Genomic DNA, 12773 nt, shown 5'->3' on the forward strand with positions numbered 1-12773 from the left:
GAGCGGCTGTTGCTAAGGGTATAGTCCTGTGATCATGCGCTTTCAAACCGAACTGATCCCCGCGACACTATTACGTCGATATAAACGCTTTTTGGCGGATATTCGGTTGCCCGACGGGCGCGAGGTGACGGCGCATTGCCCCAATCCGGGCTCAATGATGGGCCTCTCGAAACCTGGCACACGGGTCTGGGTCGAACCCAATGACGATCCGAAGAAAAAGCTCAAATACGGCCTGCGGATTGTCGAGCTTGCGGGGGCGATGGTGGTGGTCGACACGGGCGTTGCCAATAAGGTCGTAGGCGAGACTTTGCGCGCGGGATTGATCCCGGATTTGATCGGGGTGGTCCACGCTGAGGTCAAATACGGTGTCAATTCGCGCGCCGATTTCATGGTTGTACAAAATCAGAATAGAATTTGGATCGAGGTTAAATCAGTCACCCTGTCACGCGACGCGGGCTTGGCGGAGTTCCCGGATGCGAAAACCGCGCGCGGGGCAAAGCACCTTGGCGAATTGGCGGCGCGCGTGGCGGAGGGCGACCGGGCGGTGATGCTTTATCTGGTGTCGCGCGATGATTGCAATCGCTTCGCCCCCGCCAGTGATATTGATCCGGCCTATGCCAAAGCCGAGGCAGAGGCGCGCGCTGCAGGTGTGGACATCCGCGTCCATTCGGTCACCATCACGCCCGAACAGGTGCGTTTTGACACGGGTGGCTTTGCATAAGAACTCCGTTCGAAGCACTGGCCCTTCGCGGCTGAACCCCTTATATCAGTGCCGCAAAGAGATGGAGTAGACCCTTGGACGAGACGCATCGCGGCCGCATCACCAAAGACGGAATTCGGATTTATGAGGATGCCGATTATGCTGGCATGCATGCGGCGGGCAAAATTGCCGCGCAAATCCTTGATGAGGTCGGCCCACTTGTCGTGCCCGGTGCAACCACCGAGGAGATCGACGCGTTTATCACCCGCCGGGTGGTCGAGCTTGGCACCGTGTCCGCGACCATCGACTATAAAGGCTATAAACACGCCTCCTGTATTTCGGTGAACTATGTGGTGTGTCACGGGATTCCGGGGGCAAAAATTCCCGGCCATAAGGACGACAAGCTGGTCGATGGGGACATCGTCAATATTGATGTGACGGTGATCAAAGACGGTTGGTTTGGGGATTCAAGCCGGATGTATTTCGCCGGTCAGCCCAAGAAATTTGCCGAGCGTTTGGTGCAGGTCACTCACGACTGTCTGATGTTTGGGATCGAGCAAGTGAAGCCGGGCAACACGTTTGACGACATTGCTGGTGCCATTCAGGAGCACGCCCATAAGAACCGCATGTCGGTGGTACGCGATTTTTGCGGGCATGGCCTGGGCCGGGTGTTTCATGCGCCGCCAAATGTGCTGCACTACGTGCCGATGCGGCGTCCGGGCGACAGCGCCCCGGTGCTCGAAGAAGGCATGTTCTTTACCATTGAGCCGATGATCAATCTCGGTCGTCCAGAAACCAAGGTCCTCGCGGATGATTGGACAGCCATCACCAAGGATAAAAAACTCTCCGCGCAGTTCGAACACTCCATCGGGGTGACGGCGACCGGATGTGAGATTTTCACGCTTTCCCCGGCGGGTTTGTTTTATCCGAGCTTTGGCGGCTAAGGCAGCAAAGAGTTGTTTTTTAAGAATGGTGTTTGACTTCAATAGCCTGACCAAAGAGTCAGAGAAATCTTCACATCCTCCTGTTGCGAATGACTTGCAGCAGCACTAGCAAGACCCTACGTCAACTGGGCGCGGACCACAAAAGGCCCGCATGAGACAGCCCATAAGGAGGACTGCCCGTGAAACACCTGCTTAAAACCGCCGCCGCCGCGGCTCTTGTTGCAGCCGTAAGCACCACATCTGCCTTCGCGCAGGAGGTGACGCTCCGCTTTCAACATTTCGTGTCGCCAAACTCCGGCTCACCGATGTATTTCATGGAACCTTGGGCCAAGAAAATCGAAACAGAATCCCAGGGCCGCATCAAGATCGAGATCTATCCGTTGATGCAATTGGGCGGCAAAGCACCGGACCAATATGACCTGATCCGCGATGGCGCGATTGATGGCGGCTGGGTGATTCCGGGCTATCAACCTGGGCGTTTCCCGGAAGCCGAGGCGTTGGAATTGCCGTTCATGACCGAGAAATCCGGTGAATTGGCGTCGATTGCGGCGTGGAATTTCACGCAACAGCACCTGATGGATGATTTCAAAGACGTGCATGTCCTCGCGGCGCATATGCATGGCGAAGGCTTGATTCACAAAAAGGGCGGGCCGGTTGCAACGGTTGAGGATTTCAAAGGCCTCAAACTGCGCGCGCCGACACGAACCTCGACGCTTTTGCTGGAAAAACTGGGTGCAACACCCGTAGGTATGCCGGTTCCGGCCTTTCCTGAAGCCTTGGCCAAAGGCGTTTTGGACGGCGGTGTGATCACCTATGAAATGGCACCTTCGCTCAAGCTTGATGAGTTGACCGACAGTCACACCGACGTCGACGGGCATCAGTCGTTTTACAATCTTTATTTCATCTGGGCGATGAACAAGGCGAAATACGACAGCCTGCCCGATGATCTGAAGGCCGTGATCGACAACAATTCGGGTTTGATGGCGTCTGAATGGGCAGGTGCCGCCTATGATCAGGGCGATGAAGATGGCGTCAAAGTCATGGTCGCGTCGGGCAATCCGATCAAGGTGATGAGCAAGGACGAGACCGACAAGATCAAAGCCTTGGGGGATGAGGTGATTGCCGAGTGGATCACCGAGATGGATGGCAAAGGCTATGACGGGGCAAAACTGGTAGAAGATGCGCGCGCCGATATGGCCGCGGCTTTGAGCCAACACCCGTGGATTGACACCTTTGGGGCCTCCTATCACGTCATTGAGAAATGATCTGACCCTTCGGTGTTGGAATAAACTGGGCTGCCTTTTGGGGCGGCCCTTTTATGTTTGCATGGGTCACAAGCCGAGGCGGCGTGGCAGATCGTGCATATCTGAGAGGTGTTCGGCCCCCTCAGAGATCAGTCGAGCGCCATCGCGGTGCGGATCAAAGCCGAAACACCGCATTCCGGCCCGGCGCGCGGCGATACAGCCCGACGGGCTATCGTCCACAACCACGCAGTCTTTTGGGGCCACGCCCATGGTTTCGGCGGCGATCAGGAAAAGTCCGGGATCGGGTTTGGCCACGCCATAGGTATGGGCGGAATGGATCCTGCCTTTGAGGCGCTCAAACACCAAAGGGTGCGCGCCCAAGGTAACGTCCATCTTTTCCATTGGCCCGTTGGAGCCAACGCAATAGGGGATGCCTGCGGCGTCAAGTGCATCAAAGCTGGATTCGATACCAGGAATAAGCGGGACGCCCGCGCGCAGCATGTCAAACACGCGCGGATAGACATCGACTTCCCAAGCGTGAGGCAAGGGCACACCTGAGGCGCGGGCACGTTCGGCCACGGTTTTCATCGTACCGCCAACATATTTGGTTTCCAACTCATGCAAGGTGATGTCGAGCCCATAGCGGGCGAACTCATTGCGCAAAAAGTCCAAAAGCGGCGGCTCGCTGTCAACGATCACACCGTCACAGTCGAAAATTACAAGGTTCGGGATCATTTTGGCTCCAGGATGTTGATTTTCGTCTCGCCATATTTGCGCTGATCCAAAAGGGTCAGCGCCTCTGGGATGATGATGTCCGTACTGTCTTCCCACACAATCAAGGCGCGTGGCGTGAGCCACCCACCGGTGATCGCGGCGGCCATGGCCTTTTCACCCAGAGCCTTGCCATAGGGCGGATCGAGAAAGATCAGATCATAGGGCGCGTCTGGATTGGCGGGTAAACGCGTGGCGTCCGCGCGCATCAGGGTGGTGCGATCTGTGGCTTTGCACAGGGTGATGTTTTGCATCACAAGGCTCTGTGCCTTGCGTCCGTCATCGACAAAAGTCACATGCTCGGCCCCGCGTGACAGCGCCTCAAGCCCCAAAGCCCCGGTGCCCGCAAACAGATCAAGCACCCGCGCTTCCGTAATGGGATCATCGTATTTCCCGCCCATCAGGACGTTGAAAAGACTTTCGCGGACACGGTCCGTGGTGGGCCGCAAATGTGCGCCCACGTCACCTTTGCCAACGGCGGCCAATGTCAGCCCACGAAACGCTCCGGCGATGATCCGCATCAGCCGCGCATCAGCGCTTTGAGGTCGGTCGCAGGATCGGCCACCACAGCGGGATCGGCGGTTTTGCCCGCCTCGATCAACCGCTTTGCCACCATATAGCCGCGCGGATCGTTCATCGCATCAATCGCAATCAACGCTCCGTCTTTGTAATACCAATGCGAGCGCGTGCCTTCTGTTTCGCGGATCACGACCTGATCATGGCCGGTGGACAGCCCGGCGATTTGCAGTTTGACATCAAATTGATCCGACCAAAACCACGGTTTCGGCGTATAGTCCACCGCTTGGCCCAGCATATTTTTGGCCGCAACAGCGCCTTGGTCAATCGCGTTGCCCACGCTTTCAAGCCGCATCTGATGGCCCATATGCGGAAAGGAGGCGCAATCGCCCGCGGCGAAAATATCCGGGTTGGAGGTGCAGCTATGGCGGTCCGTCATGATGCCGTTGTCCAGCACCAGCCCCGCCAGTTCCGCCAGTTGCGTATTGGGGGTGATGCCCACGCCGACGATGACGAAATCCACCTCCAGCGTGGTCCCATCGGTCAGCTTCGCAGCATGCACGCGACTGTCGCCCACAAGGGTTTCAAGCCCCACACCTTCGCGCAGGTCAACGCCATGGCTTTGATGCAGAGCGCGGAAATAATCGGAGGTCTCTTTCGAGGCAACGCGTTGCAAAATCCGGTCGGACATCTCGACCAGCGTCACCTTCAGCCCCTTTTTCGCAGCGACGGCTGCGGCCTCAAGCCCGATATACCCACCGCCCACGATCAACACCGACGCGCCCTCTTTGAACTCTGGTTCAATCGCATCGGCATCGGACAGCGTGCGCATGGTGTAGACGCCTTGCAAGGTCCCGCCGATGGAGGCGGGCAAAAGCCGGGGCGCAGAGCCGGTGGTCAGAGCGAGCTTGTCGTAGGATAGCTGCTCGCCATCCACGGTGATGGTTTTTGCCACCGGGTCGAGAGCCGTGACAGACGCGCCCATGCGCAAATCAATAGTCTCATCGGCATAGTAACTCAGCGGGCGCAGATACAGCCGGTCCAAATCCATATCGCCCAAGAGATAGGCCTTTGACAGCGGCGGACGCTGATAGGGGGGCACGGGTTCGTCGCCGATCAACGTGATTTCACCGTCAAATCCCTGACCGCGTAGGGTGGTGACGATGCTTTGCCCGGCTTGTCCGGCGCCAACGACGATAAAATGGCTCATGCGTGCTCCTTTTGCGCTTTCAACTGGTCTGAAAACGCCCTGACCCTATATCGTGAAGAGATCAAATGACAACGCGAAGAGGATCAAGAATGACAATTTCTGTTGGAGACACGCTTCCGGGCGGCACCGTGCTTGAGTTGGGGGCAGAAGGACCGGCTTCCGTCGATCTGGCCACCAAGTTCAAAGGCCGCAATGTGGTGCTTTTCGGCCTGCCGGGGGCCTATACCGGCGTTTGCACCACGGCCCATGTGCCAAGTTTCATCCGCACCAAAGACGCCTTCGCGGCCAAGGGTGTGGACGAGGTGATCTGTGTCTCCGTGAATGACCCGTTTGTGATGGGTGCATGGGCCAAGGACACCGGCGCAGATGTGGCCGGACTGTCGATGTTGGGCGATGCGGAGGGCACGTTTATCAAGGCACTGGGCCTTGATTTCACCGCCCCGCCTGCGGGCCTGATCGGGCGTTCGAAACGCTTTGCGCTCTATGCCGAAGACGGTGTGGTGAAGGTGCTGCAAGTCGAAACCAGCCCCGGCGAATGTACGGTTTCGGCCGGTGAATCGCTTTTGGAAGCAATCTGATGAGAGACGCCCGGAGGCCCGTGCCGCCCGGGCGTTTTTATTCGGCCGCGTTCACCAAGGTGCGCGTCGGGAAGGGGATGTCCACGCCCGCCTCATCCAATGCTTCTTTCACCTGACGTTTCATGTCGGCCTGATATTGAAAGAAATCACCGGATTTCACCCAAACACGGACCAAGAAATCCACCGAGAAATCGCCCAGATTGTTGACCTGAATAAACGGCTCTGGCTCGGCCATTGAGCGCGGATCGGACATGATCACTTTGCGAATGACCTCTTCGGCGGTTTTGAGATTGGCGCCATAGCCCACCCCAAACGTCCATTCGGCGCGCCGGGTTTGGTTGGTGGAAAAATTTGTGATGATATTGCCCCAGACCTGAGAGTTTGGGACGATGACCTGAACATTGGACAGATCGGCCAGCTCGGTGAAGTTCAAAGAGATGTCTTTGACTGTGCCCATTTTGCCCGCAACATCAACGAAATCACCGATTTTAAACGGGCGAAACAGGATGATCATCACGCCGGCGGCAATATTTGACAAGGTGCCTTGCAACGCCAAACCAATGGCCAGACCCGCAGCACCGATGACGGCGACGATTGAGGTGGTTTGGACGCCAAAGGTGTTGAGAACAATCAGCGCGGTAAAGGTCAAGATGACGTAGCGGGCGATATTTCCGAGGAAATTGAACAGAGTGTTGTCGAGCTTCTGATATTTGGACCCGATACCGCGAATGCGCCGTGCCACCCATCCGGCAATGACCATGCCGACGGCCAAAAGAAACAGCGCACCAAAGATCGAGCCGCCGACCCCCAGCAAAAACTCCAGAGACAGGTAATCCCCGACCGTCTGTCCGTTATAAATTGGGTAGTTCAAAATCTGTTCAATCATCTGCGGCCACCTCGTCCATTTTTCGGGCTAGTTTGATATCTTTCTCGGTCAATCCTCCCGCGTCATGGGTGGACAGGATCACCTCGACCGAGCGATAGACATTGGTCCATTCCGGATGGTGATCCATTTTTTCCGCAATCATCGCCACGCGGGTCATAAAACCGAACGCCTCGATGAAATTGACGAAGGTGAAGCGTTTTGAAATCGCGGCACCGCCTTCGGTCTCGGCCCATCCTGTGGCAAGAAGGGGCGCAAGGGCCTCGGTGCGGGTTGCGTCTGAGAGCAGCAGTTCAGTCATGATCGTCCTCTCTGTCTGTGCGTTTAAATGGACCGTATGAGGTGAGAAATTCGGTTTCCTCATCCACAGCGGCACGTTCGGCCACAAGGAAATCGTCCACGGCGCGGGCAAAGCCCGGATCAGCGATCCAATGCAGCGAATGGGTGATGTTGGGGAGATACCCGCGCGCCAGTTTATGTTCGCCCTGCGCGCCCGCCTCGACCCGCGACAGGCCGTGGGCAATGGCGTAGTCGATGGCCTGATAATAGCAAATCTCGAAATGCAGGCAGGGGTGATGTTCGGTGCAACCCCAGTAGCGACCGTAAAGCCGATCTTGGCCGATGAAATTCAGCGCGCCCGCGATGGGCCGCCCCTGATCCAGCGCCAAGATCATCAAAACATCGTCACGCATGGTCTCGTGGATATGGTCAAAGAAGGCGCGACTGAGATAGGGCGTGCCCCATTTGCGCGCGCCCGTGTCTTGATAAAAGGTCCAAAACGCATCCCAATGGTGCGGCTGAATCTCATCACCCGTCAATTGCACGATCTCGCCGCCAAAGCCCTGCGCCTGCGCCCGTTCCTTGCGGATGTTTTTGCGCTTGCGCGAGGAGAGCGCGTCCAGAAAGCCGTCAAAATCGGCGTATCCGGCATTGTCCCAATGAAACTGTTGCCCTGTGCGATGCATCAGGCCCATGGCCTTACCCGCCTCAGCCTCAGCTGCGGTGCAAAAGGTGATGTGCAAGGATGAGAGTTGGTTTTGCGCTGCGACCTCGACAGCCCCTTGGACCAAAGCCGCTTGGCCGATCTCCTCAAATCCGGGACGGGTCAAAAGTCGCCGCCCGGTGACCGGGGTAAAGGGCACCGCGACTTGCAGCTTTGGATAATAATCGCCACCCGCGCGCTCATAGGCCTGGGCCCAGGCGTGGTCGAACACATATTCGCCCTGACTGTGGGTTTTGGCATAGATGGGTGCCACGGCGATGATTTCACCCGCCGCTTTGGCGATCAGATAACGCGGAAACCATCCGGTGCCCGGACCAACAGAGCCGGAGCGCTCCAAGGCCAAAAGAAACCGATGGGTGACGAAAGGATCATCGGGTCGCCCGTCCGACGAATTGGCACAGGCATCCCAATCCTCACGGGCGATCTCAGTGATCGTCGTGGTCACACTGATCTCGATCTGATCTGTCACGCCCGGCTCTCCAACATCGCTATAGAACTGGGGCTTAGCCGCGATGCGTCAAGTCGGAACATAGCCTTCAAAGGTGATATTATCTGCGATCTGCCGGGCTTGCGCCTCTTCTTCGGGTGATTTGATGGTCCAGCACAGGATATGCGCGCCCGCTGCTTTCAGTTCACGCACGCGCGGTGTGGTCAGGTCGGACCATTGATGCGAGATGAAAGACGCGCCCACCCGGTCAAAATCGACAATACCGCGCAGCGCCGGACGCAACGCCGATGGGATCAAGCCCGCCTCGCCATTGGTCCAATCGCAAGTGGTGATGCCGCGCGGCAGATGCGGGCAGGCTTCGGCCAATGCGGCCACTGAATGCGGGTTAAAGGACATCAATGCGACCGGACCGTCATAGGTGGATAGGGCGGCGGCGGTGGCGCGTTCAAGCGCGCCAACGTTCGGCCCCATGGCCCCGTCCTGATCCTTCACCTCAATCAAAAGCGGCACCCGCCCGGCGACATGCGCCAAAACGCGGGCCAGAGGCGGAACGCCAATTTCCCCAGTCTTAAAGCGCACATTCGCCAGGTCATCCGCCTTGCGCAGCGCAAAAGCCCCCGCGTCCAGCGTCAGCCGGTCCAGCGCATAGTCATGAAACACCATGGCCATGCCGTCGGCGGACAGTTGCAGGTCAATCTCAATGGCAAACCCGCCCGCGATGGCGGCGTCAATTGCGGCAAAGTTGTTTTCGGCGCGGGTGATGTTGCCATCATGCAGGGCGCGGTGAGCGATCGGAGCGCCTAGAAAGGCGGCTGGCAGGTCTGGCATCAATTCAGCTCGAAAATGGCCTCGATCTCAACCGCGACGCCCAAAGGCAGGCTGGCGGCGGAGACGGCGGAGCGGGCATGACGACCCGCCTCGCCCAAGACAGCGACCATAAGATCGGAGGCACCGTTGACGACTTTGGGTTGCTCGGTGAACTCAGGCGTCGAATTGACGAAGCCCACGAGTTTCACCAGCCGTTTGATTTTGGAAAAATCTCCGCCCACGGCGGCATTGGCCTGGGCCAAAAGCGCCAAAGCACAGGTCTGAGCCGCAGCCGCGCCCTCAGCCGTGGTCATGTCTGCGCCCAATTTGCCAAGGATCAACCCGTCTGGCCCATTCGAAATCTGACCGGAGACAAAAAGTTGTGCACCGCTTTGCACATAAGGCACATAATTGGCAGCAGGTGCAGGGGCATCGGGCAGAGTCAGGCCGAGGTCGGCAAGTTTGGCCATAAGGTCAATGGACATAGAAGGCTTCCTTTGTGTCAGGGTCGCTTTTTAGGGGCGACATGTTCGGGTCGACTTGGGGAGGTCGAATTTTGGTCTTGGTACGCTCAATCTTCACGGAACGCACGGATGAAATAATCCGCCAGTGGTTTGGTCAGATAGGCCAAAGGCGAACGTTCGCCAGTGGACATATAGGCCTCCACCGGCATACCGGGAATAAGCACCGAGCCTTTGGGGAGCCGGGCGCGTTCTTCCTCGGAAATATTGATGTCGACGCTGTAGTAGCTGGCGCGGGTCGCCTCGTCGATAAAGGCATCGGGTGACACCCGTGTGACCGTGCCCAACAGCTCGGGCGTGGTGCGCCGGTCAAAGGTTGAGAACCGCAGGCGCACGGGTTGGCCGGGATAGACCCGATCCACATGCACCGGGCTGATTTTTGCGGTGATGATGAGCGGGCGGTCTTGCGGTACGATGTAAAGCACGGGGGTTGCAGGCGACACCACGGCACCGGGCCCAAAGACCGTAAGCCCGTAGACCACACCAGAGACGGGCGCCCGCAGATCAAGCCGTTCGAGCTTTGACGTCAGGCCGCGCACCTGTTCGCGTAAGCGCCCAACAGAGGCCTGAATGTCGCGCAGCTCGGTGATTGCCGCCTCCCGCCGATCGGAACCCGCCTTGAGAATTTGCAGATCAATTTCGGTGATCTGAACCTGCGCTTGCGCCTGTGCGGTTTCCAGTTCGCCGATGTCGGCGGCCAATTGCACCGTGTCGCGGCGCAGGGCGATCACCCGGCTTTGTTGGGTCAGACCGCGGGTGAGCAAATCGGCCTGTGCGGTCAGGTCCTCTTTCAGCAGCGCGGCCTCTTCGGAGAGGGCTAATTTTTGCGCCTCCAAGCCACGGATCTGGACCTCGATCAGGCTGCGTTTCTTGTCAAGCTGACTGACCTCGGCCCGCGCCGTAAGTTGGCGCGCGGCGAACAAATCCCGTTGGCCTTCCACGGCGCGCGCGACCTGTGGGTCGGTTTCCATACGGGCGATGAGCGCCTCAGAGAGGGTGATCTTGGCCGCCCCGTCGCGTTCAGCTTCGAGGCGGGCGTTGCGGGTCAACAATTCAAAAAGTTGGGTTTCGAGCACAGCGATTTCGTTGACATACTCATCGGAGGACAGTTCGAGCAACAGATCGCCTGCGGCCACCTGCGCGCCCTCTGTGACATGCACGGCGGCCACTTCGCCGCCATCGCGGTGCGCCACAGCTTGACGGTTTTGTTCAACCTGGACCTGACCGGCGGCGACCACAGCCCCGTCAATCCGCGCCAGAAACGTCCATCCGCCAAAGCCGCCGATCAGCAGGGCGACAAAAAACAGGCCGATCCAGACCGCGCGGCGGGCAGACCATTTTTGATCGGGCTGCGTCATTGAATGCCCCCTTGGCCAGCGTTTTTGCGCAGGATGTCTTTGGAGTTTTTGACCATTTCGATGAGCACCGCGTCACGCGGCCCAAAAGCACGGCGCAACCCGCCATCCAGCACCAAAAGCTTTTCACATTCCTGAATGGCCGAAGGGCGGTGTGCCATGATCAACACGGCCCCGCCTGCCGCCTTGTGGCGGCGGATCGCCGCGTTGAGCGCCAAAGAGCCGTCATTGTCGAGGTTCGAGTTGGGTTCGTCCAAGATCACGATCACCGGATTGCCGTAAAAGGCGCGAGCCAATCCGATACGTTGCAACTGGCCACCCGACAACAGCCCGCCAGCAGAGGCGACTTGGGTGTCATAGCCCTCTGGCAGCGATAGGATCAAATTATGCGCGTCGGCTTTTTGGGCGGCAAGCACCACGGCCTCCGCATCCGGGCTGAGGGCCAGTTTGGCGATGTTTTCGGCGATGGTGCCGTCGAACAATTGCACCTGTTGCGGCAAGTAGCCGATGTAGGAACCGAGAACCTCCGGCGCATAATGCGACAGTTTCGCGCCATCCAGACGCAGCGATCCGGTGTTGGGGGGCCAGACGCCCGTCAACGCGCGCGCAAGGGTCGATTTGCCCGCCCCCGAAGGCCCGATCACGCCAAGCGCCTCGCCAGGCAAAAGATCAAAGCTGATGCCACGCAGCGAGGCTTGGGTTTGGCCCGGCGGTACTATGGTGAGGTTTTGCACCGTCAAAGCGGCCTTTGGGCGCGGCAATTCGGTGCGCTCGGGCAGCGGCGGGTTGGCGCCCAACAGTTCAGAGAGATCGGCCCAAGCGCGTTGGGCATGTTGCGCGAGATTCCATTGGCCGATCAAAATGTCGATCGGTTGCAACGCGCGCCCCAACAAGATCGAACTGGCGATCATTGCACCGGAAGACACGTCTTTTTGCAGCACCAGCCACGCGCCAAGCGCCAGCATGGCCGATTGTAAAAACAACCGCAGCGCGCGGGAGGCGGCGGTAAACCCATGGGTTGTGTCTTCGCTGGTCACGGAGCGGGCAAGGGCGGTGCCGCGCGCCCGCATCCAGCGGCGATAGGCGGCCTCTTGCATCCCGAGCGCCTGAAGGGCTTCGGCGGCGGTGGTCATCCGGCTGGCCATTTGCGCGGCCTCTGTTTCGGCCTGAAGGGCAGCGCCCTGTGCCGGTTTGGCAATGGCGCGATGCAGTAAGGCGAGAGCGACCAAAACCGCGCCGCCGCCGACGGCCAATATGCCAAGGTAGGGGTGAAACAATCCGATGCCCAAAAGGAATACTGGCGTAAACGGCAGATCGTACAGGGCGGAAAACGCCGGCGAGCCGAAAAAGCGGCGCAGGGCCGCGAGATCGTCCATGGCGCGAGACTGGCTTTTGTCGCGGGGCCTGCGTGCGGCACGCGACATGGCGGCATGAAACACCCGGGTTTCGAGGTCAGATTGGAACCGCGCGGCAATCCGCGACAGGACGCGGCCGCGAATGCCATCAAGCAGCCCCATCATCAGATAGAGAAAGGCGACAATGACGAAAAGCGCGACCAACGTGGCCTCAGAGCCCGAGCCCAAAACGCGGTCATAGACTTGGAGCATGAACAACGGGCCGGTGAGCATCAACAGGTTGACGCAGACGGAAAACACCCCGGTGGCCCAAAAGAGACCCCGGGAACGGCGGCGGACCGAGGCGAGTTCATGTTGGCCTTGGCGGGTTTGCTCTTGCGTCATAGGGGAGTCATTTGCTCAATTTACGTCAATCTGCCGATTTTGAGTGCTTTATCG

The 12773-nt window shown here is 58.6% G+C and carries 14 protein-coding genes; 4 read left to right on the forward strand and 10 right to left on the reverse strand.

The window, feature by feature from the left end:
• Positions 1-34: 34 nt before the first annotated feature.
• The 3 genes from sfsA to BLT54_RS11940 all read left to right on the forward strand — a co-directional run bounded on the left by sfsA (position 35) and on the right by BLT54_RS11940 (position 2909).
• A complete protein-coding gene (gene sfsA, locus BLT54_RS11930; RefSeq protein WP_074645456.1) occupies positions 35-721 on the forward strand; it encodes a DNA/RNA nuclease SfsA in 687 nt (228 codons plus the stop codon).
• A gap of 74 nt (positions 722-795) precedes the next feature.
• Entirely contained in the window at positions 796-1644 is an 849-nt protein-coding gene (gene map, locus BLT54_RS11935; protein ID WP_074645262.1) for a type I methionyl aminopeptidase, read from the forward strand.
• 179 nt (positions 1645-1823) lie between these two features.
• Positions 1824-2909, forward strand: coding sequence for a TRAP transporter substrate-binding protein (locus BLT54_RS11940; protein WP_074645263.1), 1086 nt, complete (start codon positions 1824-1826; stop codon positions 2907-2909).
• A 66-nt stretch (positions 2910-2975) separates the two neighbouring features.
• Here the strand turns inward: BLT54_RS11940 and BLT54_RS11945 are convergent, their stop codons facing one another.
• Genes BLT54_RS11945 through BLT54_RS11955 form a run of 3 tightly spaced genes read right to left on the reverse strand, consistent with a single transcriptional unit; the run spans position 2976 to position 5385 of the window.
• Positions 2976-3623 (reverse strand): HAD family hydrolase, encoded by a 648-nt coding sequence (locus BLT54_RS11945; RefSeq protein WP_074645265.1) that lies wholly within the window; start codon positions 3621-3623, stop codon positions 2976-2978.
• A complete protein-coding gene (gene rsmD, locus BLT54_RS11950; protein WP_074645267.1) occupies positions 3620-4180 on the reverse strand; it encodes a 16S rRNA (guanine(966)-N(2))-methyltransferase RsmD in 561 nt (186 codons plus the stop codon). The genes BLT54_RS11945 and rsmD overlap by 4 nt, the downstream gene beginning before the upstream one ends.
• Entirely contained in the window at positions 4180-5385 is a 1206-nt protein-coding gene (locus tag BLT54_RS11955) for an NAD(P)/FAD-dependent oxidoreductase (RefSeq protein ID WP_074645268.1), read from the reverse strand. Before BLT54_RS11955 ends, rsmD begins: the two co-directional genes overlap by 1 nt.
• An 89-nt stretch (positions 5386-5474) precedes the next feature.
• Between BLT54_RS11955 and BLT54_RS11960 the strand changes: the two genes are divergently transcribed.
• The gene (locus BLT54_RS11960; protein ID WP_074645270.1) at positions 5475-5963 is read left to right on the forward strand and encodes a peroxiredoxin; all 489 of its coding nucleotides are present in this window, start codon (positions 5475-5477) and stop codon (positions 5961-5963) included.
• A 37-nt stretch (positions 5964-6000) separates the two neighbouring features.
• Here the strand turns inward: BLT54_RS11960 and BLT54_RS11965 are convergent, their stop codons facing one another.
• The 7 genes from BLT54_RS11965 to BLT54_RS11995 all read right to left on the reverse strand — a co-directional run bounded on the left by BLT54_RS11965 (position 6001) and on the right by BLT54_RS11995 (position 12719).
• On the reverse strand, positions 6001-6849 hold the full coding sequence (locus BLT54_RS11965) for a mechanosensitive ion channel family protein (protein WP_074645271.1): 849 nt from the start codon (positions 6847-6849) through the stop codon (positions 6001-6003).
• On the reverse strand, positions 6842-7147 hold the full coding sequence (locus BLT54_RS11970; RefSeq protein ID WP_074645273.1) for a 4a-hydroxytetrahydrobiopterin dehydratase: 306 nt from the start codon (positions 7145-7147) through the stop codon (positions 6842-6844). Before BLT54_RS11970 ends, BLT54_RS11965 begins: the two co-directional genes overlap by 8 nt.
• Positions 7140-8318 (reverse strand): GNAT family N-acetyltransferase, encoded by a 1179-nt coding sequence (locus BLT54_RS11975; RefSeq protein ID WP_074645274.1) that lies wholly within the window; start codon positions 8316-8318, stop codon positions 7140-7142. Before BLT54_RS11975 ends, BLT54_RS11970 begins: the two co-directional genes overlap by 8 nt.
• Before the next feature lie 48 nt (positions 8319-8366).
• The gene (locus tag BLT54_RS11980) at positions 8367-9125 is read right to left on the reverse strand and encodes a glycerophosphodiester phosphodiesterase family protein (RefSeq protein WP_074645276.1); all 759 of its coding nucleotides are present in this window, start codon (positions 9123-9125) and stop codon (positions 8367-8369) included.
• Positions 9125-9589 carry a RidA family protein gene (locus BLT54_RS11985; protein WP_074645278.1) on the reverse strand — a complete coding sequence of 155 codons (465 nt, stop codon included), beginning with the start codon at positions 9587-9589 and terminating at the stop codon, positions 9125-9127. Before BLT54_RS11985 ends, BLT54_RS11980 begins: the two co-directional genes overlap by 1 nt.
• An 86-nt stretch (positions 9590-9675) precedes the next feature.
• On the reverse strand, positions 9676-10983 hold the full coding sequence (locus BLT54_RS11990) for an HlyD family type I secretion periplasmic adaptor subunit (protein ID WP_074645280.1): 1308 nt from the start codon (positions 10981-10983) through the stop codon (positions 9676-9678).
• Positions 10980-12719 carry a type I secretion system permease/ATPase gene (locus tag BLT54_RS11995; RefSeq protein ID WP_074645282.1) on the reverse strand — a complete coding sequence of 580 codons (1740 nt, stop codon included), beginning with the start codon at positions 12717-12719 and terminating at the stop codon, positions 10980-10982. The genes BLT54_RS11990 and BLT54_RS11995 overlap by 4 nt, the downstream gene beginning before the upstream one ends.
• Between the last annotated feature and the right edge of the window lie 54 nt (positions 12720-12773).

Source organism: Celeribacter baekdonensis, assembly GCF_900102315.1.
In the GTDB taxonomy this organism is placed as follows: domain Bacteria; phylum Pseudomonadota; class Alphaproteobacteria; order Rhodobacterales; family Rhodobacteraceae; genus Celeribacter; species Celeribacter baekdonensis.

What these genes read in the sequence shown, in the direction of transcription:
- sfsA (WP_074645456.1), top strand. Translation starts at nt 35, where the DNA reads ATGCGCTTTCAAACCGAACTGATCCCCGCGACACTATTACGTCGATAT.
- BLT54_RS11945 (WP_074645265.1), bottom strand. Translation starts at nt 3,623, where the DNA reads ATGATCCCGAACCTTGTAATTTTCGACTGTGACGGTGTGATCGTTGAC.
- rsmD (WP_074645267.1), bottom strand. Translation starts at nt 4,180, where the DNA reads ATGCGGATCATCGCCGGAGCGTTTCGTGGGCTGACATTGGCCGCCGTT.
- BLT54_RS11955 (WP_074645268.1), bottom strand. Translation starts at nt 5,385, where the DNA reads ATGAGCCATTTTATCGTCGTTGGCGCCGGACAAGCCGGGCAAAGCATC.
- BLT54_RS11960 (WP_074645270.1), top strand. Translation starts at nt 5,475, where the DNA reads ATGACAATTTCTGTTGGAGACACGCTTCCGGGCGGCACCGTGCTTGAG.
- BLT54_RS11965 (WP_074645271.1), bottom strand. Translation starts at nt 6,849, where the DNA reads ATGATTGAACAGATTTTGAACTACCCAATTTATAACGGACAGACGGTC.
- BLT54_RS11970 (WP_074645273.1), bottom strand. Translation starts at nt 7,147, where the DNA reads ATGACTGAACTGCTGCTCTCAGACGCAACCCGCACCGAGGCCCTTGCG.
- BLT54_RS11980 (WP_074645276.1), bottom strand. Translation starts at nt 9,125, where the DNA reads ATGCCAGACCTGCCAGCCGCCTTTCTAGGCGCTCCGATCGCTCACCGC.
- BLT54_RS11985 (WP_074645278.1), bottom strand. Translation starts at nt 9,589, where the DNA reads ATGTCCATTGACCTTATGGCCAAACTTGCCGACCTCGGCCTGACTCTG.
- BLT54_RS11990 (WP_074645280.1), bottom strand. Translation starts at nt 10,983, where the DNA reads ATGACGCAGCCCGATCAAAAATGGTCTGCCCGCCGCGCGGTCTGGATC.
- BLT54_RS11995 (WP_074645282.1), bottom strand. Translation starts at nt 12,719, where the DNA reads ATGACGCAAGAGCAAACCCGCCAAGGCCAACATGAACTCGCCTCGGTC.